At 42.1% G+C, this 26,681-nt stretch carries 37 protein-coding genes and 1 tRNA gene; 31 read left to right on the top strand and 7 right to left on the bottom strand.

Going from position 1 to position 26,681, the window contains the following annotated elements; translation table 11 throughout:
- Positions 1–6: 6 nt before the first annotated feature.
- From ACRC32_RS12825 to ACRC32_RS12810, 4 genes are all read right to left on the bottom strand, one after another.
- Positions 7–663: a hypothetical protein gene (locus tag ACRC32_RS12825; protein WP_438554333.1), complete on the bottom strand. Its 657-nt coding sequence runs from the start codon at positions 661–663 to the stop codon at positions 7–9.
- Entirely contained in the window at positions 621–1,166 is a 546-nt protein-coding gene (locus ACRC32_RS12820) for a hypothetical protein (RefSeq protein WP_438554332.1), read from the bottom strand. The genes ACRC32_RS12825 and ACRC32_RS12820 overlap by 43 nt, the downstream gene beginning before the upstream one ends.
- Positions 1,167–1,168: 2 nt before the next feature.
- Complete coding sequence (locus ACRC32_RS12815; protein WP_438554331.1) at positions 1,169–1,447, bottom strand: hypothetical protein; 279 nt, start codon at positions 1,445–1,447, stop codon at positions 1,169–1,171.
- A 192-nt stretch (positions 1,448–1,639) separates the two neighbouring features.
- The gene (locus tag ACRC32_RS12810) at positions 1,640–1,936 is read right to left on the bottom strand and encodes a hypothetical protein (protein WP_438554330.1); all 297 of its coding nucleotides are present in this window, start codon (positions 1,934–1,936) and stop codon (positions 1,640–1,642) included.
- Positions 1,937–3,371: 1,435 nt separating this feature from the next.
- On the opposite strand from ACRC32_RS12810, the gene ACRC32_RS12805 reads away from it, so the two are divergent.
- The 28 genes from ACRC32_RS12805 to ACRC32_RS12670 all read left to right on the top strand — a co-directional run bounded on the left by ACRC32_RS12805 (position 3,372) and on the right by ACRC32_RS12670 (position 20,283).
- Positions 3,372–3,728 carry a hypothetical protein gene (locus ACRC32_RS12805; RefSeq protein ID WP_438554329.1) on the top strand — a complete coding sequence of 119 codons (357 nt, stop codon included), beginning with the start codon at positions 3,372–3,374 and terminating at the stop codon, positions 3,726–3,728.
- 475 nt (positions 3,729–4,203) lie between these two features.
- A complete protein-coding gene (locus ACRC32_RS12800; RefSeq protein ID WP_438554328.1) occupies positions 4,204–4,719 on the top strand; it encodes a hypothetical protein in 516 nt (171 codons plus the stop codon).
- A 243-nt stretch (positions 4,720–4,962) separates the two neighbouring features.
- On the top strand, positions 4,963–5,337 hold the full coding sequence (locus ACRC32_RS12795; RefSeq protein ID WP_438554327.1) for a hypothetical protein: 375 nt from the start codon (positions 4,963–4,965) through the stop codon (positions 5,335–5,337).
- Between the two features lies 1 nt (position 5,338).
- Positions 5,339–5,521, top strand: a complete 183-nt coding sequence (locus ACRC32_RS12790; protein WP_438554326.1) for a hypothetical protein — start codon at positions 5,339–5,341, stop codon at positions 5,519–5,521.
- A 27-nt stretch (positions 5,522–5,548) separates the two neighbouring features.
- Positions 5,549–6,376, top strand: coding sequence for a hypothetical protein (locus ACRC32_RS12785; RefSeq protein ID WP_438554325.1), 828 nt, complete (start codon positions 5,549–5,551; stop codon positions 6,374–6,376).
- The gene (locus tag ACRC32_RS12780) at positions 6,376–6,819 is read left to right on the top strand and encodes a hypothetical protein (protein ID WP_438554324.1); all 444 of its coding nucleotides are present in this window, start codon (positions 6,376–6,378) and stop codon (positions 6,817–6,819) included. The genes ACRC32_RS12785 and ACRC32_RS12780 overlap by 1 nt, the downstream gene beginning before the upstream one ends.
- A 473-nt stretch (positions 6,820–7,292) precedes the next feature.
- The gene (locus ACRC32_RS12775) at positions 7,293–8,489 is read left to right on the top strand and encodes a hypothetical protein (RefSeq protein ID WP_438554323.1); all 1,197 of its coding nucleotides are present in this window, start codon (positions 7,293–7,295) and stop codon (positions 8,487–8,489) included.
- Between the two features lie 623 nt (positions 8,490–9,112).
- The gene (locus ACRC32_RS12770; protein ID WP_438554322.1) at positions 9,113–9,379 is read left to right on the top strand and encodes a hypothetical protein; all 267 of its coding nucleotides are present in this window, start codon (positions 9,113–9,115) and stop codon (positions 9,377–9,379) included.
- Positions 9,372–9,878, top strand: coding sequence for an antirestriction protein ArdA (locus ACRC32_RS12765; protein WP_438554321.1), 507 nt, complete (start codon positions 9,372–9,374; stop codon positions 9,876–9,878). The genes ACRC32_RS12770 and ACRC32_RS12765 overlap by 8 nt, the downstream gene beginning before the upstream one ends.
- A gap of 4 nt (positions 9,879–9,882) precedes the next feature.
- Positions 9,883–10,179, top strand: a complete 297-nt coding sequence (locus ACRC32_RS12760; protein ID WP_438554320.1) for a hypothetical protein — start codon at positions 9,883–9,885, stop codon at positions 10,177–10,179.
- Positions 10,180–10,515: 336 nt separating this feature from the next.
- The gene (locus ACRC32_RS12755) at positions 10,516–10,989 is read left to right on the top strand and encodes a hypothetical protein (RefSeq protein ID WP_438554319.1); all 474 of its coding nucleotides are present in this window, start codon (positions 10,516–10,518) and stop codon (positions 10,987–10,989) included.
- A 9-nt stretch (positions 10,990–10,998) separates the two neighbouring features.
- Entirely contained in the window at positions 10,999–11,187 is a 189-nt protein-coding gene (locus tag ACRC32_RS12750) for a hypothetical protein (RefSeq protein ID WP_438554318.1), read from the top strand.
- A 12-nt stretch (positions 11,188–11,199) separates the two neighbouring features.
- Positions 11,200–11,589 carry a hypothetical protein gene (locus ACRC32_RS12745; protein WP_438554317.1) on the top strand — a complete coding sequence of 130 codons (390 nt, stop codon included), beginning with the start codon at positions 11,200–11,202 and terminating at the stop codon, positions 11,587–11,589.
- A gap of 102 nt (positions 11,590–11,691) precedes the next feature.
- A complete protein-coding gene (locus ACRC32_RS12740) occupies positions 11,692–12,126 on the top strand; it encodes a hypothetical protein (protein ID WP_438554316.1) in 435 nt (144 codons plus the stop codon).
- Entirely contained in the window at positions 12,123–12,842 is a 720-nt protein-coding gene (locus ACRC32_RS12735; protein ID WP_438554315.1) for a hypothetical protein, read from the top strand. Before ACRC32_RS12740 ends, ACRC32_RS12735 begins: the two co-directional genes overlap by 4 nt.
- Positions 12,843–12,877: 35 nt before the next feature.
- A complete protein-coding gene (locus ACRC32_RS12730; RefSeq protein ID WP_438554314.1) occupies positions 12,878–13,549 on the top strand; it encodes a hypothetical protein in 672 nt (223 codons plus the stop codon).
- A gap of 380 nt (positions 13,550–13,929) precedes the next feature.
- A complete protein-coding gene (locus ACRC32_RS12725; RefSeq protein ID WP_438554313.1) occupies positions 13,930–14,181 on the top strand; it encodes a hypothetical protein in 252 nt (83 codons plus the stop codon).
- A complete protein-coding gene (locus tag ACRC32_RS12720; RefSeq protein ID WP_438554312.1) occupies positions 14,174–14,686 on the top strand; it encodes a hypothetical protein in 513 nt (170 codons plus the stop codon). Before ACRC32_RS12725 ends, ACRC32_RS12720 begins: the two co-directional genes overlap by 8 nt.
- A 114-nt stretch (positions 14,687–14,800) precedes the next feature.
- Positions 14,801–15,175 (top strand): hypothetical protein, encoded by a 375-nt coding sequence (locus ACRC32_RS12715; RefSeq protein WP_438554311.1) that lies wholly within the window; start codon positions 14,801–14,803, stop codon positions 15,173–15,175.
- A complete protein-coding gene (locus ACRC32_RS12710) occupies positions 15,168–15,560 on the top strand; it encodes a hypothetical protein (protein ID WP_438554310.1) in 393 nt (130 codons plus the stop codon). The genes ACRC32_RS12715 and ACRC32_RS12710 overlap by 8 nt, the downstream gene beginning before the upstream one ends.
- Positions 15,557–15,895, top strand: coding sequence for a DUF6283 family protein (locus ACRC32_RS12705; protein WP_438554309.1), 339 nt, complete (start codon positions 15,557–15,559; stop codon positions 15,893–15,895). Before ACRC32_RS12710 ends, ACRC32_RS12705 begins: the two co-directional genes overlap by 4 nt.
- A gap of 416 nt (positions 15,896–16,311) precedes the next feature.
- Positions 16,312–17,346, top strand: a complete 1,035-nt coding sequence (locus tag ACRC32_RS12700) for a DUF932 domain-containing protein (RefSeq protein WP_438554308.1) — start codon at positions 16,312–16,314, stop codon at positions 17,344–17,346.
- A 13-nt stretch (positions 17,347–17,359) separates the two neighbouring features.
- Positions 17,360–17,500, top strand: coding sequence for a hypothetical protein (locus ACRC32_RS12695; protein WP_438554307.1), 141 nt, complete (start codon positions 17,360–17,362; stop codon positions 17,498–17,500).
- A 3-nt stretch (positions 17,501–17,503) separates the two neighbouring features.
- Positions 17,504–17,758 (top strand): hypothetical protein, encoded by a 255-nt coding sequence (locus ACRC32_RS12690; protein WP_438554306.1) that lies wholly within the window; start codon positions 17,504–17,506, stop codon positions 17,756–17,758.
- Between the two features lie 104 nt (positions 17,759–17,862).
- Entirely contained in the window at positions 17,863–18,183 is a 321-nt protein-coding gene (locus tag ACRC32_RS12685; RefSeq protein WP_438554305.1) for a hypothetical protein, read from the top strand.
- Complete coding sequence (locus tag ACRC32_RS12680; RefSeq protein ID WP_438554304.1) at positions 18,180–18,749, top strand: hypothetical protein; 570 nt, start codon at positions 18,180–18,182, stop codon at positions 18,747–18,749. The genes ACRC32_RS12685 and ACRC32_RS12680 overlap by 4 nt, the downstream gene beginning before the upstream one ends.
- 91 nt (positions 18,750–18,840) lie before the next feature.
- Positions 18,841–19,647 (top strand): hypothetical protein, encoded by an 807-nt coding sequence (locus tag ACRC32_RS12675; protein ID WP_438554303.1) that lies wholly within the window; start codon positions 18,841–18,843, stop codon positions 19,645–19,647.
- An 81-nt stretch (positions 19,648–19,728) separates the two neighbouring features.
- Positions 19,729–20,283 carry an HD domain-containing protein gene (locus ACRC32_RS12670; RefSeq protein ID WP_438554302.1) on the top strand — a complete coding sequence of 185 codons (555 nt, stop codon included), beginning with the start codon at positions 19,729–19,731 and terminating at the stop codon, positions 20,281–20,283.
- 26 nt (positions 20,284–20,309) lie between these two features.
- Here the strand turns inward: ACRC32_RS12670 and ACRC32_RS12665 are convergent, their stop codons facing one another.
- The gene (locus ACRC32_RS12665) at positions 20,310–20,507 is read right to left on the bottom strand and encodes a hypothetical protein (protein ID WP_438554301.1); all 198 of its coding nucleotides are present in this window, start codon (positions 20,505–20,507) and stop codon (positions 20,310–20,312) included.
- 760 nt (positions 20,508–21,267) lie between these two features.
- Between ACRC32_RS12665 and ACRC32_RS12660 the strand changes: the two genes are divergently transcribed.
- Both ACRC32_RS12660 and ACRC32_RS12655 read left to right on the top strand, forming a co-directional pair.
- A complete protein-coding gene (locus ACRC32_RS12660; protein ID WP_438554300.1) occupies positions 21,268–21,495 on the top strand; it encodes a hypothetical protein in 228 nt (75 codons plus the stop codon).
- Positions 21,496–22,299: 804 nt separating this feature from the next.
- Positions 22,300–22,782 carry a hypothetical protein gene (locus ACRC32_RS12655; protein WP_438554299.1) on the top strand — a complete coding sequence of 161 codons (483 nt, stop codon included), beginning with the start codon at positions 22,300–22,302 and terminating at the stop codon, positions 22,780–22,782.
- An 805-nt stretch (positions 22,783–23,587) separates the two neighbouring features.
- Here ACRC32_RS12655 and ACRC32_RS12650 read toward each other — a convergent pair.
- Both ACRC32_RS12650 and ACRC32_RS12645 read right to left on the bottom strand, forming a co-directional pair.
- Entirely contained in the window at positions 23,588–24,811 is a 1,224-nt protein-coding gene (locus tag ACRC32_RS12650; RefSeq protein ID WP_438554298.1) for a tyrosine-type recombinase/integrase, read from the bottom strand.
- Between the two features lie 191 nt (positions 24,812–25,002).
- Positions 25,003–25,074: transfer RNA gene (locus tag ACRC32_RS12645), tRNA-Phe, on the bottom strand.
- A 601-nt stretch (positions 25,075–25,675) separates the two neighbouring features.
- Between ACRC32_RS12645 and ACRC32_RS12640 the strand changes: the two genes are divergently transcribed.
- Complete coding sequence (locus ACRC32_RS12640) at positions 25,676–26,611, top strand: hypothetical protein (RefSeq protein ID WP_438554297.1); 936 nt, start codon at positions 25,676–25,678, stop codon at positions 26,609–26,611.
- Positions 26,612–26,681 lie beyond the last annotated feature (70 nt).

Below are 26,681 nucleotides of genomic sequence, written 5' to 3'. Positions count from 1 at the left end.
TTATACTTAATTTCTTCCTTCAGACTCTTGCTCGATCTGACGGAGTTTTCGACCGATCTGCGCTTCGAGGTTGCTAATCTTAGACTCACGTTCGCGATCGTTTGCGAACTTCGGTTTCGAGGTTACTTCTTCCACAATATCTGCTCCAGTTGAAGGAGCATTCTCGTAAATCCTGCGCTGTAGGTCATAAATATCTTTTGTGACTTTAATCGCCTTTTCTACCTCTCCTAAGAACAAGGGAACACCTGTCTTCGGATGAACCTCATTCATGGTCTCTGCAACATTCGACGGCAGCTCTCCGTCTGTGAGCAAATCACTTTGAGCATCCAGCACTTCTCCGAAGCGGTGCTGGATATAAGCAGTCATTACGTTTCCTAACTTGTCGCAGGCTCGCATCGCTGCAATTTCGCTTTGGTAGTTTTCCTGGGTGTAGAGACCTAGTTCCAACCCGATACTCATCTGGCTTACCCTAGCGAGGTAAGCCTTGCGATAGTTATGCCATGATCCGTTATAAAGCTGCTTCCTTAGTGTGGATAGCTTGATCGCATACTTACCTGCTAATTCTTGGTGAGTATAATCCTCGCTGACCCAGCTACCGTCTTCTAGCTGTTTCCGCTTCCCTAGAATGAAATCTTGTCGAACGGTGTCCCAGTTGATCCCCATAGATCGAGGGGATATTCCGCTAACTCGTCCTGGGGGATTAGGATATCGATCAGATTCTGAGAGGTCTGACTCAAACTGCTCGTAGAGTCTAATGAGTTCTGGTTTATCGTCGGTTGGCATGGAATAAAAGTATCAATAGGGATTAAGTTGTTGACGAACTCGATCGTCAACTTAGGATGCTGTCGTTTAAGTTGATCGGTTTGGTGGATCGATTCCACTCCTTTGTATTGACCGTTCCGGGTGAAATAGATAAGTCGAAGTTCAGTAGAATCGGAATGATATTGCTCGTAGCTCAGTAACTGTCCGATCGCATGTTTAATCCCACTCCATTCTTTAACCTCAACTAGGACTTTCTCTCTAGAGGAGCGTCCCATCTCTCGATATAGGATTAAATCAATAAATCCGACTGGGGTAATCACTTCACGCTTTACGACATATCCAGCCTCAGCGTAGTAGTTTCGTAATGCAGCTTGAACGGCTTTCTCTTGAATTCGAATCCCCATACTTAAACCAAAGGACTCTCTTCGGACGGTTTGGTAAATGCATCTCGCTTCAGCTTGTCTTTCAACGCTAGGGGAATTAAGGTTGGACGGGTCGATCGACGAATCCGCTGCTTTGATTCCTTCTGTTTCTCTTGCTTTTGATGATTTCGGTATTGCATCGCCTGATCGGTATGCGATACAGGCTTTTTAAGTCGCTCTAGTTGACTATTTGGTTCGTTTCCCGCAACAGGACTAAAATGCTGTGCTGAGAACTTGGCTCTGAGAGGTTGTAGAAGGTACATAGGAGGGTATGCGCTTGTTCCTCTATCATACCAGTATTACTTCGCCTCCTAGAGCCTTACAGAGGGTATACAGTGCATTCCTGAGAGTCCTATAGACCCTGCAAGGCAATCGATCGTCTCTTTTCGAGATGTATAGGGTTTTATTATTGACGATGGATTGATATTGAAGTGATATCGCTAAGGTATTAGGGGTTATGAGGGGTATTGGGAATTGGATAGGGTATTTATTATAAGAAGTACGTAAGTCCAGTGCCGATCGCGTCTTCTTGTTCCCGATCGCGATCGATCGTTTGTTATTTTAATAGACAACACTAAGAGCAATACTAAAGTAAACGCTAATGACAATGCGAACGACAACACTAATGCGATCGCTAACGACAATGCACGATCGGAACTTGTCCTAAGCCGATCGAATGTTCCGATCGCGATCGTTTTCCCCTGATCTGCAATCGGTTTTCTATCGATCGTTTGTTTTAGGCTATTCTGCATACGTTAGGGTGCGATCGTACCTTAGCTCTACCTAGTCCTAATCGTGCTATCCTGAGAGCCTACAGACCCTATAGCGCGATCGAGAGCGTACCGACTGCCTAACCTACAAAACCTATACGCTAGAGTTACGGTGAATTGCTTACCAGAGCAAATCACCCATCAATACAGTGGTCTGAAAGCTTTATAGGGTAAGAGCTACAGCGATCGGATCAACGCTGTAGCGTATTTGGACTAACACAGTAAGGATATTGGACTAAACACACGATCGCGATCGCTGAAACCCATATAAAACGTACATCCTAGAACCATAGATAAACATCTAAACACCTAGCTAGAATCAATGAAACAACTTAATCGTAAAATAGTACATCTGATCTATACAAATTAGCGGCGATCGCGCTATAGTAGATACATGAGAGGGAAAGGGAAGGACAAACACCCAAAAGCCTCTCTACGTAAGGGTTTTGATAGCTGCTACTAATTGTTTTCGACTTTTGATCGGTTAGTAGCGCGATCGGGGAATAATTTAACTAGGTAGTCCTGCTACCGATACTTATAACAACCTAGTCCGAAAACTTAGGACGGGTTTGTTGTAGGAGTCCCGTTTCCTCTGGGTACTTTTGTATCTAGGAATCCTTTAACCTTGCACCTTGACAATTCAACTTAATAGAGTCTCATACGACTTTACTAAAAATTTGTAGATTTCCTAGACTAGCCGATCTAAGTGTCCTTCTGAGAAAGGATTATCGATCGCACTGAGCATGGGATTAATCTATAACAGCTTAGATTACTGGATGAGACTCATTAGGTAGAAAGTACCATGAAAACTAAATAGCCCCTAGCGTTTAACGAGTCGTATAAGGATGAGACTCATATATCTATCTGTATGAGTAACCCGTTAAATGTTAGTAAACCGCTATCCTGACGTATAGAGGGTAGATAACTAGTAATTAGCAAATACTAGTTAACCTAGACAGCTAGGCTCTATACAGTTATTTGGTAGGTAAGAATTAGGGGATGTATACACGTTCCAAAATAGATCTAGTTTCCACGATCTTGATGCTAAGTGTACACAAACAAAAGGCTTTTCAGAGATTAAAAAGCTAGCGCAGTTTATTACTGCGCTAGCTACACTCTACAAAACGTTAGCCTACAGCACTGTATTAAACAGTGCTGTAACTACACTGTTTAGGTTATGGTTCTTATGGAGTGTTTTTTTACTGGTTTATTTGGTAGTAAGTACCGGGTAATGAGTGTTTATTTTGATGTCGCTTTGAATGAGCTTGTAGTATCTGGCAAGATTGTAGAGAGAGTTTCACCTTCCGATCCTGAGAGCTATGAGGCTTGTATTAGCCTAGTAAAAATTACAGCATCGTTTAAGTCAATTGATGATCTAGAGTCCGAAGCAAGTCTCCTTTTAGGTGAGAGTTAACTAATGGAACTTAAGTTTTTCCAGATGTGTTCGATCGATTTTCTAGCGACAGATCAAGGCTTGATCGGTGTTCATGTTCCTGACTTGTCAGGGTATCTAAATGAAGATGGTTTTGTAGAGTTTGTAGGCGATGAGGAAGAAGATCTAGTAGATAGCATTGTCGATTCAATTTTCAAGGCAACTGATAGAGCGGAAGTAAGTGATAAGGAGGTAAACCTTATTAGAAAGATGTTTAATCGGTTAAATGTATACTCTGCTGCATTAGACGCCATTATAGAGCTATGTACGCATTTCGAGTCTTTGGAGGAAAGCGATCGGGATTATACAGACGTACAATTTTGGTTTCATTTAGATAAGTAAGTTGATCAACAAAAAAAGGAGTTATGTAATGTTTACCTATTCCGAAGTATTTCAGTGTGTCTACGATATTGCAGCAGAGCATGGATTTACCCTTGCAGAATGCAAGAATAGATACCTCAGCACTACTCTTGTAGAGACTGAACTCTACCCTAACGGGTACGCTGTTTTCGATCATGATTCGCTAATGATTTGGTCGTTTCCAAATCTTACTCAGTCATTGCATTTTGTGAAAAATTACTGTAAGCAAAGAAGGGTTAAGTAATGTCTGATTCTATCGATTTTCCAGTTGGTTCTTTAGTCGCTTTTTCCGAATTAGAAAATCTGTCCTTAGATTAAAGCGATCGAATTCTTGCCTTATTTCTTGCTGGGACGATGCAAGATACAGTTATTACGATTCACATCGTCTAAAACGATTAGCTTTTCGGATGAGTTCAAAGTACTGTGATGGGTACAGCGTAATAGGAGACTAGATCTAATGACTAAAACATATACAACTGACGAGCTAAAAGCGATCAATGAGGATGATTTTCGATATGCCTCTTTGTGGCTGATTGAGACTAACTTCGATCTAGAGTCAGGGACGGATGATAAAGATCACCCTCTTTATGGAATCCCTTTTAAGGATTTCTACCGATCGCAAGAAGATGTGATCGAAACCTGGGTAGGTCAATTAGATGAGTTAGAAGTGGATTACAGCACGGAACTATCTAACGCTGAGAAGCTTCTCACTGAGATCGTGAATTTATTTGTAGAAAAGTGGGATAACACCTATACACTTGAGCAGTGTATAGAGGATGTACCTAGTAACTGTGGGGTGTTCTACTTGATGGCAGGATCTGCGTTAGGAAGCGGGATCGGTTTGTGGGAAGAGATCGGATCAGGGCTTGGTTCATTTCCTAAATTTGCCTCCTCCGATGGGATCGATTGTTCGTATATCCAAACTAAAGTAGCGCAGTGCTATGAATGGGAGGAGGAAGACGATCGTGAGTAGATTAGATGTTCTCACTGAGCAGCAGAAAAAAGCACTTTGCTTCTATCGCCAGAAGCATATAGACAAAACGGGTAATGCTAGGGGATGGAAACAAAAACTATCAGGTGAATGGGTTACGCTGAGATATTCTTATGCTCATTTCTGCGAGTATAACTATAGGATCGCGCTAACTGAGATACGAAACTCTAAAGGTCCAAGTTGGCTAATGAATTTGCGTGAAAAAGATTTCAACTAGAGGCTCTTATGTCAAAACCATACTATAGGTTGATCGGGATCTTCCCTGAAAGTCAGCTTACCGATCGCTTTCACGTCCTTAGCATTCCGATCCCTGCGATAGTTAAAGAGATAGAGAACGGATCGGCTTTATTGAGCGAAGAGCATGACACAGAGTTCTGGTCTGATACTCTCTCGTTTCTTCGGAAAGAGATATCTAATGAAGCTGAATGGATATCCTGGGATACTAGAGACGATGTGTTTGACGGTAAATTTGATCTTGGTTTGGCTGTACTTAGTGAGGAAATTAGATGTGATATTGCAAGCATCATGGATTTGAATGATGTTATGGACTGGGATTTCGAAAATCGAAAGATATGGTTTACCGTCTGGGAACATAAATAATATGGATCGACTTCTAGAAGTACTGAATGCTTTTTTAGCTGAGTCAGAGGCTCAGTACAAAGTAGCACAAGAAACAGACGATCGATTCTACAAGACTTTCTATCTAGGGCAATCGGTAGGGATTCAGATACTACGCGATCGGATTTTGATAGAAGAGTTAAGACTAAGAAATAAGGTGCTTTAACCAAGTTAGCCTCAAATAAGGAGCCTCATGATTAAACACGATACACCTTACTCCAGTAGGGTTAGCCTTCGAAATACATTCAAAACACCGTTTCTTAACGGAATACCTAAGATTGAAGATCGCGATCAAGCTGTGCAGTTCATGATAGATAAGTATAGCCTTATAGAGTGTAATGCAGAGAACGATCTAGGTTTTGAGGCAAATATCCAAGGTGTGTTGTTCAGGGTAACTAAGAGTTTTACCTATGCACATCTACTTACTGTTGAAAGTCTTAAGTTAGGGGATAGTTACTCTGTAGAAGGATTTGATTTCTCAGAAACGTATCGAGTCCCTGATCTTGAGTCGATCGCTAGCATCATAAACAGTAAAGCTGCTGAGATCGAATCTTATCCTACGGCGTCTACCGTTCTGGATGAGATTACGAAAATCGCCAAGATCCCTGAAGACTTAGAGCAGTCGTTAAGACGGGAAATCGAATGCAATTCTAAAGGTGCGATAAGCATGAGATGGGTACTTACCTTAAAGCACCTTGACTATTCAGAAAATCGAAGTGAGGGTATTACCAGCACCAACAAAAAATCTAAGGGAATAGCCTCTCGTTTTCAAGTAGAGAAATTGATTGGGGATCTTAGATCAGACATCTCTCGAAAGCAGAGAACGGAGAAATATGATTCTGATGTAGAAGCGGTAAAGGCAGCATTTAAGCCGTTACTTGATCACCCTGCTATTTACAGAATCGAATATTCTAATGATCAGGGTGCAAGACTCATTCTAGATGAGATCGCAGTAGAGGAGATCCCCGCCTTTCTACAGGCGGTCGAATTGTTTCAGAAGTTGCGATCGGAGGTAAAGTAATGGATGATGATGCAAGATTGTTAATCGATAGCGGTGTTCTACCTCTGTTCAAAGTGGTAGCGATCGCGGAAGATGGATGGAGTGATGAGATACTAGAACGATCAGGCGGAAAAATTTGGAGTGTATATCTCTACGATAGTAGAAGGCATGTACATATCTGTAGTCTCATACCATCGTATGAAATGCACTATCTCTATAGTTATCCCGATCGACATTTAGAGGATAATGCTGAGAGAGAACAGCTTATGGACGATATCGATGAAGGTATGCTAGACAGCCACGGTGTTGATTACATGAACTGCTCTACGGTGTGCAATGCCAGTTCTGGACATGTTGCGATCGTGAAAGACTACAGCTTAGAATCAATCGAGGAACTAGAGATCACCTATGAAGAGGCACTAGAAGAGTGCCTAGAATACGCTGATGGAAACCACCTAATCTAGGGATTTACATGTCTAACTATCAAGATGCAATGTATCGGAGATCTGAAAGAGTACTTTCTCTGGTAAGGGATGCATATAGCCAGTGCAGAAGTTATAAATGGACTAGTACTCAACTAGTCCATCGCCTAAATGAGATCAGATCTGGAAAAGACTATCTCAAGCTTAACCCTTACTATACAGGGGTTATAGATGGATATGAACGAAGCTGCTACAGAAATCTTGCAGGCTCAGAGACTGAGTTTGTGACTGTTTTGGACGGTAAACATTATCTTAAAGGTGAGTTAGAGGGAGAGGATTTAAGACGGGCGGCTATAGGAGAAGGACCGCACGGTTTTAGATGGAAATCCTGCCCTGACAAATACTTCTACCCTTTGTCTTCCATGTCGGAAGATAGAGACTCATCTACGAATTAGAACATTTTTCGCTGAGTGTTGTTTATGAATTACACGAGAGTTCTACCAGGGAAAACGACTATGAACGACATAAAAAGAACTGCACCAACTCTATCGGATATCTTAGAAAATTTATCAGATTACGATTATGCGGGATACAAAGCGATCGGTGCGATCGCTGTAGATGAGTCGGAAGGGATCTACTTGATTCAGCATGTAGATGAGGTAGTATCTTACCACTACTACATAGATTCAAATTGCTCCTTTCATTTTAGCTTGCTATCAGAAGTAGGTGAGATGATTCATCCGTTTTACGATCGATGGCTAGAAAAGAACGAATACGCCATCAGCGACTATCAGAAGGAAATAGAGGGATACCCTTATTTTCTGGAGGTTTTAGAATTCACGGGATTAACAGATGATGCAAAGTTAGAAGCAGCACGATCGCTATCTGTCGATAGCTATCGAATGAATCGTTTTCATTCTTGGGATGATGAAAAGTTAGAAGATTTAGACTGTCTAGAGTTTGGTAGTCTTAGAGATATAGAAAACCGATCCAATATTGATTTAGATTCTCTAATTACCTCTCCTTTGCTTCAGGGGTCTGACTATGGAGGATCGGACGTAACGATCGCTAATTGCCGATGGATTAGACAAAATTGGGACGAATTACCTGGAGTATACAAGCTATATGGACGCTATTCGAGTTACGGGTACGCGATCAGAGTCAGGAACCTGACGAACGATATAATCGAGGTTCTAACTAATCTGTCTGATTACCCTCTGATTGATGGAGACGTTCATGATGAGGTTAGAAATGAGTTAGAGAGTAATGCATGGGATAGCTGGGTTAAAGCGGACTTTACAACAGAGGTGGAAAACAAGTTTTCGATCGATTTATTAGATGATGACTTGTCAGGCTTATTTAGTTATGCAGCAGAAGAGGCGAACGAATACGCTAATCATGAAACAGGCGGATCAGTGTACTGGAACATCGATCGAATTGTTGAATCGATCGAGTTAGATGACTTGCACTCTCATGAGATTGGGTACGAGTTTGAGGATGTTTATACATCTGAGCATGTGGATCTAGTTGCTGAGTATGCAAAACAGCATTCGATCGAAGTACTTCGATCGCGAGTAATGGAGGTACTTCGAGGATTTGCTCAGGAAGGGATAGAGTATAGCTACTTAATGGAGCGCTATCCAAGCCGACTACTAGAGAGCTTTAATCAGCCTATACAGCTAGTGATTATAGATGTTCTTGAACTAGACTAGGCTGTGTATTCAACATTAATTACGCAAGGACAAGCAGCAATGGATATAGAATTGGTCTCTCAGGATACCTATTTGAGGTACTATCTATGCAATCGTACCAACTTAGGCGATCTTCTTGTTACGGAAGAGTTGAAAACACTTCTTAAAGAAGTAGGCTGTATTAAAATTTCATCCGCATACATGCATGGTTGGAGCAATCAGCCTAGATGCTTAACGTTCAGAGCTACCAGAAACATGGTAGAAGAGATAGAAAAACGCCTCGTTAACTACAGAGTTCAATATCACTGGATGTACAGCAATAAAACGGTTGCCGATATTACGGAATTACTTGAATCTGATCATGAATTGAGATAAGCTGTACACAGTTAAGAACATGATGCAAAGGAAACCATGAAAAACAAGAGATATTCTCTAGCCTACCTTGAGTCTCTAACTACAATTAGAAAAAGCCAGTGCGATGATTTGAAATTAGAATCCCCGGATCTTCGGGTATGGTTGAGCAGAATGACTATCTCAGATGGTGCTCCTTACAACAATCAAGTAACTGTAGAGATTTACTTTGCTGGACAATGGCAAACGGTTAAAGAGTATCAAGCAAAGTAATAACTACTGAAGGTGTTTACATGTATCTAGGTTCTGCTGATTTAGGAATTGTCGCTAAGGTGATAGTTGATGAGTGGTTTGAAAGGAACCAAACGAACGCGATCGACGATTTAATGAAAATGAATCCTTTACAGACTGCGTATGTTATGACCTGGATCATGGCTGACGAACGGATGACCATCGATGAGGGATATCGATTCAGGCGCAAGCTTATTCCTGTAATGAATATATACGATGATGAAAACATGGGAATGCCTTTTGCGTTGGAGGGTTTGAGAAATGTCTAAGATCTACGTGATGGACATCGCTAGATACAATCAAGGACAACTAAGAGGTACTTGGTTATCGTTAACCTCTGACGTAACACCAAAGAAGCTAAGGACGCAGATCAAGCACTTTCTATCTGAGACCCAGGCAGAAGAATGGACGATCGAAGATCGTGAAGGATTAGCGGGTTATGATGGTAGCGACTTATCCCAAATCTGCGCGATCGTGAATGCGATCGAACAGTATGGGGAGGAAGAGATTAAAGGTTTTCTAATAGAGTTTGGGGAGGATGCAGATCTGTCCGAGTTTAACGATCGATATTTAGGGCTTTATGGTTCTGTAGAAAACTACTGTCAGGAAGCTGTACAACTTCCTGATGAAATCCTAAATACTGGCTTTTTTGATGGCAGGCTAGAATTTTATATTGACTGGGAATCTATTGCAGAAGATGCCCAAGTTAACTGGATCTCTTGCTACAAGACAAAGGAAGGCTATCACATCTACAGTAAGCGAGGATAGTACAATGACAAATCGATTTATAATCCTTTTGGATAATCAGAAGGACTTGCGTAAGCACTGCTTAGAGATTGCATCTGAAACAAGTGATCTTGATGTTTTGAAAGAGCGGTTTGAGGCATGGTATTTAGACTTTTGTGATACCGTCCAGCAGAGAAGAGAAGCGGGTGAGTATCTAGCGATCGGCTTACTATCTGCGATCGCGTGTGACATTGATTGGTATGCGGTAGCTTCTCGCTACCGAAGGTTATTTGAAGAGTCTTCTGTTTCCGGTTCCAGAGAACATGAAAACCCTTTAGGCTAAGGACAAGGAAAAAGTTATCGAGTTGCGAAAAAAGGTAGAGATAGATGACTGATTTGTATAGAGAAGGTTTGAAGTATATCGGAAGAGATAAGATATCCGATCAAATGATCCTAAGAGAGGTGATAAGAACTGATAGAACATGCTCTTGGTGCGGGAACAACTACAAGGGTAGGCTGTTCGCCTACTATGAGGAAACTAACGGATCTGGAAGAAGCCGGATAAAAGGAGATTTTTGTAACGTTGACTGTATGAGAACGTACCATACAAGATGATCAGCGTATGAGGTGCGAAGTACAAGATTTTCGGATCGCTTAAAAACAATACAAAAGGGATGCTATGAGCAGCGGAGTTAATTCGAATCTAAACGCCAACAGCCTTGCAAGAGAATGTCTATCCGATTTGCTGGATGAAGCGATCGCCTACTGGATAGAAGTAGGTGAGATCACAGATGGAGGTGACGGATCTCTAGGAGGGTTGGTTTCAACGTGGCTATTTGAGCTAGATAACTACACAGAGTACAATTTCAATCAATTTGACGTGGTACTTAGGCGCTACCCTTGTCCGTTGCTTGATATCTCTATAGACATTAGAAACGCCCAAGACGTTAAAACTCTTGTTTCTACTGCAACATCTCAGATTCTACACTCTGCTGTTCATTCAGCATGGAAAAAGCTGATTAGTGATCTAGAAGGTATGGTAGACATAGGCGAAGAAAAGCTTGATGAATGGAAGATCGAGAAGAACATAAACTCAGGTAGATCTAAGGAAATTCTGAAGAAAATAGTTGGTGTGTATCTAGGAATTAATTAAGGGGATTCAATGACTACTCTAACAATCCAAATCAAGTTAGATAATGAAGCATTTGACGCTACAGGCGCAGAAGTAGCACGGATATTAAGGAAGTATTCAGATCGAATAGAGGATACATCCAATCCAGAAGATTTACAGCAAGAAAAGATTCTGGACTACAACGGTAATCCAGTTGGCGCAGCAACGATCGCAGATTAAAAAGGGATTTACATGAACGCACACCTGGCAAAAATCAGAGAGATTCTAGAAGATCTAGCCGACTCTTTAGACGATGCATCTGCCATGAAGGTTAAAGCTGTCGATGCTGCTGATCTTTTAGACGAGCATCTTAAATGGATGAATTTAGATCCTGAGCAGCATCCTAATCTAATCAACACAGAGCTAGGGAATATACAAGGGGATTCTTATAGTGTGGAATGCTATGTGATTTATTCAAACGGTAATTCATATAGTGTTCAAGATGCTGTGTTCAAGTACATATCTACTGAGATTCCTAATGACTTTATTTCTGCTCTTGCTGTAAAAGCAGTGAAACAAGACCTAGATCGCGCAGAGGTTGATTGTTTCGATGTAGGGGTGTACGCAGTTACAGAACAGTAGATGGACCGTAGAGCTATATAAAAAGGAGTTACTTTGCCAAATATCACTTTGCTACAGCTTTTCGCGTCTAAGCTTGAGCAACTTAGACGGATTCAACGCGAGATGAGCAGGTTAAATCCTAACTCTGATGAGTTTGAGTCTAGAAAGGTATTTGCTTCTAACGTGGAAATATTTCTCAGTCAGTTAGCCGATCGGCATCTGCCGCAAGGTTCCGGGTTCGATAACGGAACCAAGATTGATATCGATCGATCGATATCTGCCGATCAAGTGGATGGACGTAAATACCGTAAAGAGCGGCTAGTGTTTACAACATCATTCCACCACATGAACGAGTGGGGTGAATACGATGGATGGACTGATCATGATGTGTTTATTCACCCGTCCTTCAAGGGATTCGAGGTTAGTGTTAGAGGTAGAAACAGGAATGACATCAAAACGTATGTTGCTGAAGACTTCGATCGATGTCTTTCTGTAGTGGTCGATCGAGATGGTAACGAGATCCAAGAAAAAACAGTAGAAAACACGGTGAGCGTATGATTGCTAGAACTGTTTACGAGGGTATAATTGTTTGGCAGATCGGCTCAGCCGATCATCCTTTTCATTATCTAGAGCTTACCCAAGATCCTGAAATCGTGCTGTCTACAAATATTCACGATCCGACTGAGGATATACGTGCCTGGTGTGAAGCATCTATTACCGCAACCTTTTCTGATTCGTTTATGCAGACAGTAGCTTGCATTAACCCTCGACGCATCAGCTTAGACTCTAAACCGACTTGGGATAAGCGGAGGTTAGTTGATATCTACTCTGAGATGTTAAACATCAAACAAAATAAGGTTGATAGGATTGATCAATCCCTGCGACTACAAACCAAGAAAGAGGCGGACAAGGCTAGATTGCTGCAAGAATTCAAGGACTGGATTGATCGTAAGGAAGCAGAAGTACGATCAAAAACGCTCGAAAAGCTGAATCAGTTTATTCAAGTAGTCAACGCTGATTTTGTTAAAGCGCTTGAACAGACGATTATTTCTCGTGATTGGGACTGGGATGATCCTGACATCAGCAGCAAGCTTGCTGCTGAACAGTCCTTAAAGTTGCGATTAAAAGAAGCGGAAATGGAAACCGCTACCGCAATGGGAAAGGCAGTTTTGCAAGAAACCTCCGCGTGGGACATGCCTGACGCTGTTCGAGAAGGAGTTGAAAAGAAGTGCAATGATGCAAGAGGATTTCTAAAGGGGTTTCCTTTCAGCTAAAACGTTACAGAAACATTAATTCAGGAGAAACTGATATGCTTGATTTTCCGTTCTGCTGGGTTAGAAGGTCAGATGGAATGCTTTGTGCGTCTTGGAAAGTAGACGGGTTTAAGATCGAAGCTGAAACGATCGTGGATGATTGTCCAGAGCTTGGATATCTGGGAGAGATAGTTGACTACCAAGACAACAGAACGATCGCAACAAGCGAAGAAGGTGCATATTTTCTACCTCTTCGCGACTATGAAGCAGAGCTGAAAGATAAATACCCTGAAAAAGAAGCTAAAAGACTCGCGATCAACTATTCGTTTGAGGACGGGAAACGATTCTTATCTCACGGGAAAACCTGGGACCAGCTTTTTCTAGTAGTCAGAGTGCTTTGCGAAGACGTTCAGCTTTCCTTTAACTCTATGGGAGGAATGGAAAGCGATTCAGAAGAAAGTTATTTTTCTAAATGTGCTTTAGAGTTAGCTCAGGATGCGATTGAGGAAGCTAAGCAAAAAGCAGAGCAAATACAGCTTAGACATCTATCTAGAAAAGCCTCTGTGATCGAATTTGCACTAAGATACGCCTTATCAAATATTGGTGACATTGAGGACTGTTGCGAAGACGTAGAAGGGAGTAGAAGCTATCCGGGATCTATAGGTACGTCCGAAGATTTAGCTCAAGAGATAGAGTCAGTCCTTTCTAGTTTTGCTAACCATGATTAAAACACTGGTATTCAGATCTTCTGATGAAAGATCGGTCAACTTTTCCACAGGCAACGACCACGATATCATCAACATTATGCACAAAGGAGTCAGATTCTCAGCCTATAAACACTCTTTGTCAGATAATTGGACGATCGATTGTCCTGGATTTAATAGGGTAGGTCTAGATAGATTTGAGATCTACGCTCACGCAGTATCTATGCTCTATATAATCCTAAACGGATGGGATGATTTTCTAGAAAATACTGCCGCGTTTCTAGAGCCTTATGATTTTCGACTTGAGGAGGATCGATCGGAGTGATGGCGGAGTACGGTGATTTTCAATTGGTAGAGGATGTTTAGCTTAAACGGCTAGTTGATGAGTATTACAGGAGTTAATTATGCCTAGAATCAGAGTTCCAGTTCACTATGAAGTTCTTCGAGTCATAGAAGTCGAATATCAAGAAGGTGACTCAATCGAAGATATTGAGAAGAAGGCTATTCGCCAACTCCCTTTGCAAGAGTCAGAGGGAATATCTGTGGATTCTGAAGAGGTTATATGGGAGTTTATTACCTCAGAGAACCTAAATAACCCAGAGGCAAAAGTCTCTTTCCCGGAATTATTTTTAGAGGAGGGTTTTTCAAATGAGTAACATGGATAACTATAAGCACATGACAAATGAGGACTTCGATCGAATTCTCGAAGATCTTGTTAGCAAGATGTCTGCCAGGGAAATTCTTGCGATCGGAGATGTGAATACAATTCTAGGAGAAGAGTTGAATAACGCAGTTCTCGATAAGTGGTCAGAGGAGCATCCGATCGACTTCGAAGAAACAGCGATCGCTATGGCAGATTCTTTGCTGGGGTATGCTTATGCGTCTTGTGACGATATATCTATGCTTCTATGCATAAATAAAGACAACTACCCTAATGAGTTCGATGAGATTTTCGGGGACGCATCTGACGAAGTTCGAGGGATTCATTTTGTAGATATTGGTCAGGCGTATTGCCTTCAGTTTGGGGCTGTCGAGTCGGACGAATTTGAGGCTGCGGAATGTATTCTGGTAGAAAGAGCGATCGAGCTTATTAAGATAGAAATTAAACGTCCCGTCTTAGATGAGTGGCAAAAACATGTAGAAGGAACTAACCAGGGGTGATAGAAATGGTAACTGCAAAGCTATTTGGGGATTTCGACTCCGACCGTTTTGGTGAAGCTCAGTCGGGTACTGTGGATACTGCATGGAAACAATTTAAGCTAGCTGTGAGGGAGAATGACTAAGCTTACTCTTTCTAATAAAGAACGTTGGTTCAAGTCTGTAATTCGAGAGGATGTTGAATATGAGTACGGAAACTCATTGACCTTTGAGGATGTCAAGGCGATCGCTTTCTCTTACGGAATGATTGCAGTTAGATGTGATGATCGCGATCGATCGTTTCGAATCACCTACATCCAACCTTCTATGCAAGACGCAGTAGCGGTCTTGCAAGAGTATCAAATCGCCTCTCAGCTTATTGCATGGCTACAAGAAAATGAGGTTGATATCTCCTCGGTAGATAGCACGGAATTGGCGATACAGTATTCCACGATGGCATCGGGAAGAGGTGCGTCAGCAGTGCAGTTTCTAAGAGAGTTTCTGCATGAGTAGGTTTCCTGTTCCGTCTGTATCAAAAGACGGACAAAAGAGAATAAGTCTCAAAGTTGAGTTTCGGGTAGATCTTCTTACGATCCAACAAGCTATCCTACTTATGTTCCTAGGTTACTGTGAAAGCAGTAATAACTTTGTCGGAAGATGGGTCGATATCGAAGAACTGTCATTAGATCAGATAGAGGATGCTTTATCCGGCTTCTCGTCCGGTATATTAGCTTCGGATGTAATGACCCACTTGAAGACGTTATATCATGACCGAGGTACAGGCTGGTGGTCTCTTAAGGAAGACTGGGATAAAGGAATGACTACCGACAATATTCAGGCAGTGGATCATGGAATTGAGTCGATTACCTCAAGACTATTTGGGAAGTACTTTACATGACCTGGAAACTACCTCAAGTCAAGCAGTGCGCTTCCTGTCCCTGGAAGCAAGGAAGTAAACTATCTGATATTCCGAACTATAGTTCGGAGTTACATCAAAATCTAGTAGACACGATCGCGGTTCCAGGAGAGTTAAATCTAGATGAACCCTTAAAAATTATGGCTTGCCACCATTCTACTGAAGGAGACGATCGACACTGTATTGGATGGCTCCATAATCAGCAAGGGATCGGAAACAATATTGGAGTGAGACTGCGCCTTCGATTTTGCGAGAATATCGATCAGGTTGAACTGGATGGACCTCAAAAAGAGACTTTCGAGGAGACATTTGAATGAGCTGTTTTGTCGTTTCGGATGAGCATATCAACGCGATCTGCAACTATATTTTGCACCTAGAGACTTCTATTATCCGATCGGATTTCAGCGAAGAGGACGCAAGAAAATTGGGTCAGGATTTTTGGGACCAGAATCAAAAATCCTGTGCGGATCGGTACGGGGAGGTTGTCTCAGAACAATACAGATTCCGAAAATCTCCTATTGTTTCTGCGATTCAGTTCATCAAATTAATGCACTGCTTGATTTACCAGTCCGCTGAATCTAAGGATTGGGATAAATCCGGTCTTCATCACACTGGATTAGAGTATATCGATTTAGCGGTTAGGCAGTTAACAGAGTACGAAGAGGCTGATTGGTTTGTCTGAAGTGTGTTTGATAAAGTAATCAGTCAGATATATCAATAAGGAGTTACTAACGTGGCGATCGGAAAAACAATGACTACACCAGCAGTTGTATCCATTAACGACGAAAAAGCGTATCACAAAGTAGTTGATATTTGGGAAGAGATCGGAGGAAGCAGATTTTCTGAAGGAACCTCAATCAGTCAAGCGCTTAACTTGAAATGTCCTTGGGAAGTCGTATCGGAACCTATCAAGGTTCCGATCGGATCACGCACTGTTTACGAAAAGCGCGGACAAGCCTATATTCCTAGCGTAATCCCTATCTATGGGGAAGATGATAACTATATTAGATTGTGTAGATCGGACAACCAATCCACGCTAGGGGTTGTAACCCCTAGTTACAACCCAATATCCAACAAAGAGTCTTTTGAGTACCTTAATCGACTTGTCGATACAGGCTTACTGCGTGTAGAGGCTATGGCTCTCATGGATGGAGGAGCAAAAGTATTCATGGAACTTCGAATGAAGGATACTTGTGTTTCTATTGGTCCTGACGAACTAGATCAACTAGAACTGCGGTTTATCGCATCCACATCGCACGACACATCCATCGGATGGTCTCTTCAGGCAGCAGTTTATAGCAAGAAGACTCGATCGTACCTTTCGACAGAGCGGAAGATTGCATTTAAGCACACGGTAAACGTGTCGATCGATCCTCTAGATATCGATCGCTTCTTAGTCAAGTCAAAACAAGACTATACGGAGTTTGTTGCTTTATGTACCAAGCTAACGAGCCTGGAAATGAATCTGGGACAGTTTCATGACGTGCTGTGCCTCATATACCCGAAAAGGGTGGTGAAAGGATCGCTCCATAACTGGAAAGGAGGATGGAGTGCGCTCTCCTCTATCTTTGATGGAGGAGTGAGCCTGTCTAACATGCCACATACCGCATACCGAGGGTTTCTTGCGGTTGGGATCTACCACAGCCAGATCGTAGGAGGTACAACAAGACCCGAACATTTTGCAGCGAGGTTCTTTTCAGTCATCTGTAAAGAAGGTGCAAAATTCTTGACTCGATCGGAGTCCGCTTTCCTATCGCTGATTAAATAAAAGGAGTAATATCATGAGCAGTTCCAGAAAGAAGCCAAAGCCTAAAGACGATCGTGAAGAAATTGACGAGGTAGAAGAATGGGTGATGGCGATCGGATTTGCGGGATACATCGTACTCCGCATTGCGGAGAAGCTTCTAACCAAAGGACGCTAGAACATGAACGAACATGAAGTCGTTAATCTATGGCGCAGAGAGTTTTCTTCGTTAGTTAACCTTGTTGAGGACAGCTTATTTATTGAGCTGCGTACTGACGATTGGAATGACATATCAATCGATCAAATTCGTCATCGCCTAACGGACGACGAGAAGCTTAAACTTAGCAAGTTAAGTCGATTTATGGACTGGGGCAGCATCGATAATGGATACGATTTCCGGCGAGAAGTTCAGAATGCACTAGAATCTAATCAATAGGCTTCCCTGGGTAAGACGCTCAAGACATCTTGAGCGTCTTACTTTAGGATGCAAGTATCGACCGATTAGCAACCTTTCAGCAAAGTATAAGAAGTGGAGACGTTATGCAAGTCTTTGTCGTTTGCGAGGGAAATGCATTTTCAATTGAGGATTCACCAGGCTGGTTAAATCAGGATAACTGGATGTGCGACTGGATCTTTGTTGGAGCATTTTCAGGGTTAGAGGCTGTTGCTGTAGCAGCAGCAGTAGATAAGGCAAGTGCTAGTAGACATGGACGAATCTATACAAAGGTTCTAGCAATCCAAGAAAAAAGACAAAAACTTCTAAGCAAGGAAGTTATGCCTCCAGCAAGTATTTACGCAACCCAAGGTGGTGGTATGAATTCCGAAAATCTACAGTTTAATCAAGGCTGGGTAAAAATATGATCGAATCACTACGAGCGTCGATCGAAGCACTCCAGGAAGAAGATTTTTCAGGTTCTTGGGGAGGATGGAAAACCGATATATACCTTAATCCAGAAGATGGAACAGTCTATTGTTTTCTAGATATCGGTCAAGGCATTCCGCAAGAATCCCACAACGGAATAGACAAGCGGATTCTTACCGTTTATCCTTCAGCGATCGCACAGTCTGTCTATAGCTGGGTAGTATCTATTGAAGATACATTAGAAGCGATGCTGAAAGAGTACCTTGGCTCTGAGTTTGATGGACATAACCCTATCGGGAGATGGTCGAGTAAAGGAATAGAGCTTCTTGATTACGTCCGTAGCCAAGATACAGATACCATCGCCTCGTGGTGGGATGCTGAAGATTGGTTTGACCCGGACGATCTTAAACCGCTTTGGATCGAAGGAAAAACAGCCGAAGAGATTATCGATCAACACGGATGCGGAGATGTTTTTAATGGAATGGTCGATAGAGATGAAGCGATCGCATGGCTGGACGATCGAATCGAAGAATGGAAGAAGGAACCTTCCGGTGGAGGCAACTGAGTCTTGACTAGCCGCAGTTCTGCTGCATTCTTAATTCGTGAATAATCCCGTAAACGGGACTGGCAAACTGTATAGCCAGTAAGGAAAACTAATGGTAACTTACCAAGAAATTAAGACAAAGTTCTGCGACGTGATGAGTAACGGACGATCGTTCGAGGAGTGCATCGCTTCGATTGCAGCTTTATTAAACGATTTGCCAAACGCAGAAAACTTCCAGATCATGTTCGATGCGATGCATTTCGTTTGGACAGAAACTCATGAGAGTGTCGATATAGATGAGCTGGATCGGATGTCATTGAAGTATTCCAGGTTCGGGGAGTATCAGGAAGCAGAGATTCAGAGTCAGAAAGACAGTGCTGAAGAATGGAGGAAATCTTTAGAAGAATCTGGGGTATCCCCAGAGAAGGCGCTAGGACTTGCTAGGCTTGATTGCGAACTGGAAGTCGCAACCCAGAACAGATCTACTGCAATCGGATCAAGCAAAAGCGCGATCGCAATTCCTCAAGAACTTGTAAATCTGTATCGGGTATTCTATCGAGCTGAAAAACGCCATAACCCGGAACGGACAAACGCGTTGAAACCATTACTTCTCGCTCAAGAGATAATCCGATCCAGCCGATCGACTGGCGAGGAGCTTTCTCAGGAAATTACAGGTCGAATCTCAGCTCGGATGAGACAGACCCGATCTAATAATGCCAAGGGAAGGCGGGTGATTTGGAACCAAGTCGAAGAGATTGCTGCTATCAAACGGTTCTCGGATTTTGTTGTCTACGTCCTATTAGAGCAGAAATTTAACGGCGACAAATCAGAATTCTCTTCAAAGAGTGTGTCGATAATTTTCGACGCTTGCTTTTTTGTTTACGTCTTAGAACAAGACAAGGAAAATCAACTAAAGTAATGAAGTGTTGAGATTACCCGCCTCGATCGAGAGGAGTATGTAAAGCATGAATTTATTCAATGTAGGATTCTGTTCTAACGTATGCCTAGTTTTTCTAGCTCTGATTTGTTTTCTCCTCGTTTCTCAGAAGCGCTTCAGTTTATTTGCGTGGTTCATCTGAAACAGCTTCGGAAACATACGGAAGTGCCATATATATCGCATCTAATGTCTGTATCTGCATTAGTTCTTGAAATGAAAGGGGACGAGGAACAGGCGATCGCAGCTCTGCTGCATGATGCTCCTGAAGATGTGGGTGTGTCCTTCATGGAGATTCAAAAGCTATTTGGTGAGAGGGTCGCTGCTATCGTATGGCACTGCACCGATCTACACAAGCGATCGGAATCCACTTATTACGGACACATACTGTCATACGAGTCACCTGATTGGCGACTTGTAAAGTTCGCAGACAGTCTACATAACGCGAGAGCTTGCGTAGTAGATGCAAGCTATCTGGATACCCGTTTTTTGAGGGAGCAGCTATACAAATATAAGATCGTTGAAGGACTTGCCTCTAAAGCGGTCCCTCAAAACTTTCTGATCCAGTTTGTATCGGCGATCGATTCGCTAGATCGCATTCTTAAGGAAAGAGAAGAATGATCTCTAAAGACATAGAAACAGTGGTTTTATGCATCTTCCTGCTTGAGATCGATCGCTTCAAGTACATCCTCTAGAATCTGCTTAGTATATCGCTCAATTAAGGCAGGGTTATCCGCACTATCCTGAGCGATATATTTTGTCGCTTGGATAACCTTAAGTTGAAATCTCACATACTTTTCTATCTCGGTCAGCTCTTGGAGATCGAAACTGCTTAGTCCACTCATTTTACCGATCCATTGTAAACACTATTAAATAAATCATACCTAGCATTACGAGTCCATAAATGGTGGGGAGATCTCCTTCCATTATCCTTATAATCAGACCTGATATTACGCAGGCGATAAAAAATACACCAAGCCACATAGTAAGAGCCGTATAGAACAATGGGATAATACCATAATGATATAACAATTATCCACGTTCTTTTCTGTAGAAAATAGGTAGACTAATTATTGGGAACGCAATAAGGTACTTCGGTGCCGAAACCCTCTGTACACACAGAGGGTTTTCGTGTATTATGGCTAACGCGATCGCATCTCACCCGTGATAGCTGCGTCAGGGTAATCATGACTCCGAGGCTCTTAGAATCCCAAGGACGGGGTGCTGTAAGAGGTGCAGCGATAGTACAGAGGTGCGATCGCGTTTATAGGTCTAGGAGATTAGAATGATGGGCGATATATTAAGATGTCCTGACTGCGGTACAGAATTAATGTTTTTGCTTGACCCGAACAACCCAGAAACAGATCCTGAACCTGTCCCTGGTATTCCCACTATATGCGGCGTCTGTGCCTCGTTTATTTGTCTTAATGACAACGGATCATACGTATCTCTAGACAAGTCGGAGATAGTCCAGATGTTCCTATTTTCCCGTCAGAAGTTTGACTCTTTAATGTATTGCAGGTCCGTTGTTTGTAAGATACGAGGTATCGATCCTGACCGATTGTTATCTATAGCTTCGATTGAAGAAACCCTGAAGAAAAATACATGAAAACCCCCAATCAAATCTTTGAAAATTTGACGACGGAAGAAGTTGCTCTATTATTTCATTCGCTAAGAGCGGTTTTGGAATTAGATAGCGTTGACCACGTAAACGATTACATGAACAAACTCCCTGAAAAAATCAAGGAGGCAGCAGTTGACATGATGAAATGGAAGATGCACGAAGAAGCACTAGAAAATCCTCGAACAGAAAGCAGCTTCAAAAAGACGTAATTCGAGATTCTACGTTGGTTATCCTAGCTGCGATGCTCCGATCGGAGTATGAGCCTAGATTAGGGATTGTGAAACGTGCGTTTGATTATGCAAAAGAATTAGACGTTCTACTGGAAGACGATCACAAAACTCACGGTATGAACTAGTCGCATGAATAAGAAATACTGGTTGCCTGTGGTATGCGGTTTTCTATCTGTATCGGTTCTTTTGTTTATCTATGGCAGATGGCAGGCATGGTATCCGATAGTATTTGTGTTTGTTGCGCTTCTTACTTATTTCAAAACTAGGTAGGTAACTACATGGATTGGGGTTTTATTTCTTTGGTTATTAAAATAGTACTGTCTTCGATTGCAGGAGCCGCAGGAGTGAGATTGCTGCTAGAAGGAAACCCTGTAGGGGTTTTAGTCTGCATTGCTAGCTTAATAACCTTATCTGCGGCGTACAAATTTTATCTAAAGATGTGTGACTTAAGAAGATGAGCAGTAGAAAAAATAGAAACACACCTAGACGCAGTAAGGGTTATGACATCCCTGAATCAAAATGTCCTAACTGCAACAATGGGATAGATGCTGCATTTAGTCCCGGAAGCCCAAACATAAAACCTATCCCCGGAGGTGTTTCTATGTGTGGTTACTGCGGGACGGTACTTCAATTTCAAGCGAACATGACAGTAGAGAAGGTCGATCCTGCTGGCATCGCTAAACTCTGTTTTCAACACCCTGATCTATACCAGAAGCTTGTCGAGTATAGGAGAGCTATCGAAAAAACAAGAAATATTTTTATAAGGAAAGCAGAACTTAACTAATGATATTTACCTCTACAGAACCCAACATTAATGTGGATCTTCTGAACTGGCGATCGGAAACAGGCAGATTCGAGCTTGGGATGCGATCCGTTATTTATGGAATTAGAGTTGTACTGTCTTATCCAAAAGGATATGGGTATGAGGTAAATTATTGCGTTGGGTTAAACGGAACGTATATAGTTCTAGTGTTTGAGGCAGTACGTCAGGTACTGCTGGAGTTTGATGAACAGTGTGATGTTTGTGATATTCGTAGAAAATTTCCTGTTCAAACAATAAAGCCGATGAATAATGATCCGGTTTGTTTTCAGCATCTTTTGCAGAAAGGAGCTGCCTCTTTAGAAAAGAACCCGGATCAAGAGCTTGAGTCTATCGACTGGAAGAAAAATTTCGAGGTGATGGAGGAACGCTTCCAGAGTAGATTTACTAGAAAGGAAGCGTTCCGTAAAGAACAGCAGGTTAACCAGCAGATTGATGTGCTTTAGCCAGTAATGCTGCTTGAGAGCAGAGCTTAAAACACTCTGCTCTGACATAATCAGTCGATCGAACCTCTGGCTTTGCCGAGGTGTCTTCAGTATCCCAATACTGTCTTATTATTCTCGAAGAGAAGTGCAGGTAATGCTTGTAGAGGTTATTGTCAAAAGGTAGCGTCTCGTCCGGCAGATCAAAACAATGATTGCAGTCAAACCCGATCCACCGTTCTAAATTGTAATCATTCTTATGCTTAGGTGCGCCTGCGTTGCTGTAGGTTATACCACCATGAACAGAGAATATACCCGACAACTCCGAAAAGCTGTACCCAAACACAGGGTGCCCGAAAGGAAGCATTATATATCCGCATCGAGTTCCGAATCCTGTATGCAAGATTTTGTATACCGTTCCCTTATGTTCTCCCGATTCAAGAATAAGGTCAGGTCTGGTTTTTTCGGTAGGATGAACCATATTATCTCTCCGAGCAGTCTCTAATTACGTCAAGAAGTTGATCGTCTGTCGCATCAGACAATAGCTGCTTTATTCTACAGACTTCCCAATCCTTTTCTATCTGCATTCCTTCCGCTCCATCTGATATGCAGAAAACAGACCTAGACATACCCCAAGTAGAACTAGGATATCTCCCAGCACGTTAAAGACTGCGATCGAAGACAGGCTCAATAGCCCTCCCGTAAGCAGCGCAACAAGCGCGATCACCCACTTGATTCGAACTAATTTGTCCATATACAACCCCCAAACAGCCCAAGGAGAACATTTGATAAATGTTCTCCTTACACAATAACTTAACCTAACAGTGGTTCAGTCTAATGGGGAGGTGAATTTCATGATTCTTCCCATGTAGTACTTTTCAATGACTGCGGCTGAATTTCCCATCGCGTAGGCGATGTGATTTAGAGAGACACCTTCCTCTACCATTCGCGTGATGGCAGTATGCCTCAAATTGTATGGAGGTCTGTATCGTTCCATGATCCCTTGCGATAGAAGACTTTCAGTTATCCCGATATAGTGCCTTCCGTGAGGATTACCTTCTGGATGGTAGCCTTTCCAAACACGCTGAACAAATTGATTTTGGCGGATATACCCCCCTTTCTTTGCCTTAAATATTACATAATCGTCTGAGGCTCTGAGAGGCACTATATCTGTCAGCAGTTCTTTTAAGGATTGATTTACTTGAAATCTTCTGCTTCCGTGATTTTTCGTGTCTTTCTCTATCCCTACCCTTGTCGAATATGATCTGCGGAAAATAATTTGGGTAAACCCTCTTAAAATATCTTCCTTTTTCAATCCGATCGCTTCGGAAGGTCTACATCCGGTTAAGTTCAGGAATCTAATGAACGGGTAAAAGTGGTTATGTTCCTCGTGGAATTCAAATGCCTTTTCGATACCTATTCTTTCAGCGTCGGAAAACGGATCTATCTCCGAATCTTCTTCTCCTGGAATTCGTATCTTTGCCTTAATTTTTTCTGCCATTCCTTTATACGGATTGCGATGGATCATTCCTTCTTCCATCGCCCAGTCACAACAAGCACTTAACTGCGTAATGACTCGTCTAGCCTGACCTAAAGACAAATTTTCAATCAAGTAGTCTCGATGTGCGATCGCATCTTCAGGGTGGAAAGTAGGAAGCTGCTTAATATGATTCGGGAACTTAGTTTCGTACTCCATTTTGTAAGTAGTCCCGGCAACCTGCCGCTTTCTACTAAGTGCATAATCTGTCCAAAGTTGCCTTAAATCCAAAGCAGAGGAGATATTTTTGTTGAGGAAGATTCTAGGATTAAGAGCGTTTTTATAACGCGTCAGAGACAGGTCGAAACACCCTGTTCTAAGATCTTCCGTCATCGATAACGCTAAAGTTTCTGCCTTGAATTTATTATCTCGGCTATCATCCATTCCTGTATAGATATATCGCTCTACACCTTTATCCATTAAATACCGAGGAAGCCGAAGTCTAATTTTTCCTCGATTAACTTCGACCCCAACCTCACCATAGGAAAGACGTGCCATATTGCTTCCCGCAAACATATCAGGACTCCCTTACGATAATTTGTTTTTCAGGCATACGCAAATATCTCAAACCTAAGAAGATTTGAGAACGCTGGAAGGCTTGCAAATAGGCGGACTTTTACACGCTCCACTTACGAGCCAGTTGCACTCCACTTGGGAGATCCTTCAAAGATTTCGGCAAATCCGATGGCTGAAACCCTTAAAGAAAGTGCCAGGAAGGGGAATCGAACCCCTGCGGGAGGATTTTCAGTCCTCTGCTCTACCAACTGAGCTATCCCGGCTCACCTGCCTTCCAAGCGGCTCTCACCTCGAATAAATGCCAATTTACGAGCCACTTACGAGCCACTTGATTTATGAAGGCAGGTGCATCCTCACCAGAACGCTATAAATCGCAGGAGATCTTCAAATCCTCGTGTCACGAGTTCAAGTCTCGTTCCTGGCATTTGACTCAAGACACACGGATCGTCAACACAATGTTTTATCGTGTCTGTATATTTTTATTTCTAAAATGAAGAACTGGCTTAAACCGTGTATCTGAACGCAGGAAGCGAAGGAAGTACTTACTTCCTCTTTTATTTCTCTTGGGTTATACTTTCGTAGTCCGTCTTAATGCCTAAAATATGCAGAGATTTATAGCAGACGGGGCAGCAGGGAAGAAATGGTTTAACGGAGTCGTATATTTCTTTGAATTCGAATCAGAAGGACGACATTATATAAGTGCATCTCGATCGGACTGCTTCGAAACCTCGATCGCGATTGAACTCATCCCCGGACAAGAACTAAACCAAATTCGAGAACTGGAAGAATTGATAATTTCTGATTGACAAATTCAACGCACGTAGGCACAATGATACCTGCTCCGATATTTAAGGATCAGGGTTGATGCGGGAAGAACTTTTAGAAATTAGACCGATCGCGGACTGTCTTCTATTGATATACGAAGATATTATCGAATGTCATTTTGCGACTTCCGTAAAAGATGATTTGCGAAAGGAGTTTGAGGAAGTCAAAGAACTGTTTCTATATAAGATTAGCCTTCACTCAAAAGGGATCTATGAAATAGAGGTGTCTCCTTTAATAAGCACTGTTGAAGCTGCTGTATCTATTGCCTCTGTTCTAGAGACATATGACATGCAGGTAGTGATTTATGACAGAAAAAGCAAGGAGACAATCCACTTTGAAACTGATCAAACGAAAATACCTTCTGATGAAGATCCTTTTAGAAATTACGCTAGAATCATATACGAAAAGTTTTTGGGATCTGAGGTTTTCTACAGATATCTAAACCTGCCTTTTTCTGAGGGGATCTCCTATCGACCAGTTCCAGAAAACAGGTTAATAGAAGAGGCGATCGAATATGCTTGTGTATCTATCCGGGATTTGATGGTAAAAGCAGCAGAAGAAGAGATAGTATACGAAGGAAAAAATACTGAAGAAAAAATACCGTTGGATGATTTTAGTCTTGAAACAGTAGAAGATGCATACCTACTTCTAAGAGCTATATATAGAACATCGACACTGATAGCCTTAAATCATCCTGTATGCAACGACTCTAGGTCGGTGCTGTTTTCGGCGGTATACGAAACTCCAAAATTAGAAAGCTTTTCTGAAAGTGTTGACGATCTCATTTCTATATCGGATGCGGTAGATCCCGAAGATCTTGCAAAGGCGTTAAAACGATTAAGAGATCTTGTAGCTTACCTGCTTATAGATAAAAGCAATAGATCGGACGAAGAGGTGCTGATTTTAGATAAGATAGAGACCTATACCAAGACTGCTGGACTTCTTCTAAAGCGAATAGGTACAGACTTAGAATGAGAAATAAATAATAAAAATAGTGGTGAAATCTATGCAGTTGAAGCATTGATGAAAAGAGGGACGAAGTGGT

The sequence above is a fragment of the Chroococcidiopsis sp. genome (assembly GCF_051657925.1).
Lineage (GTDB): Bacteria > Cyanobacteriota > Cyanobacteriia > Cyanobacteriales > Chroococcidiopsidaceae > Chroococcidiopsis.
Note: the sequence above shows the minus strand (reverse complement) of the source record. Positions and strands in the feature narration are given on the sequence as shown.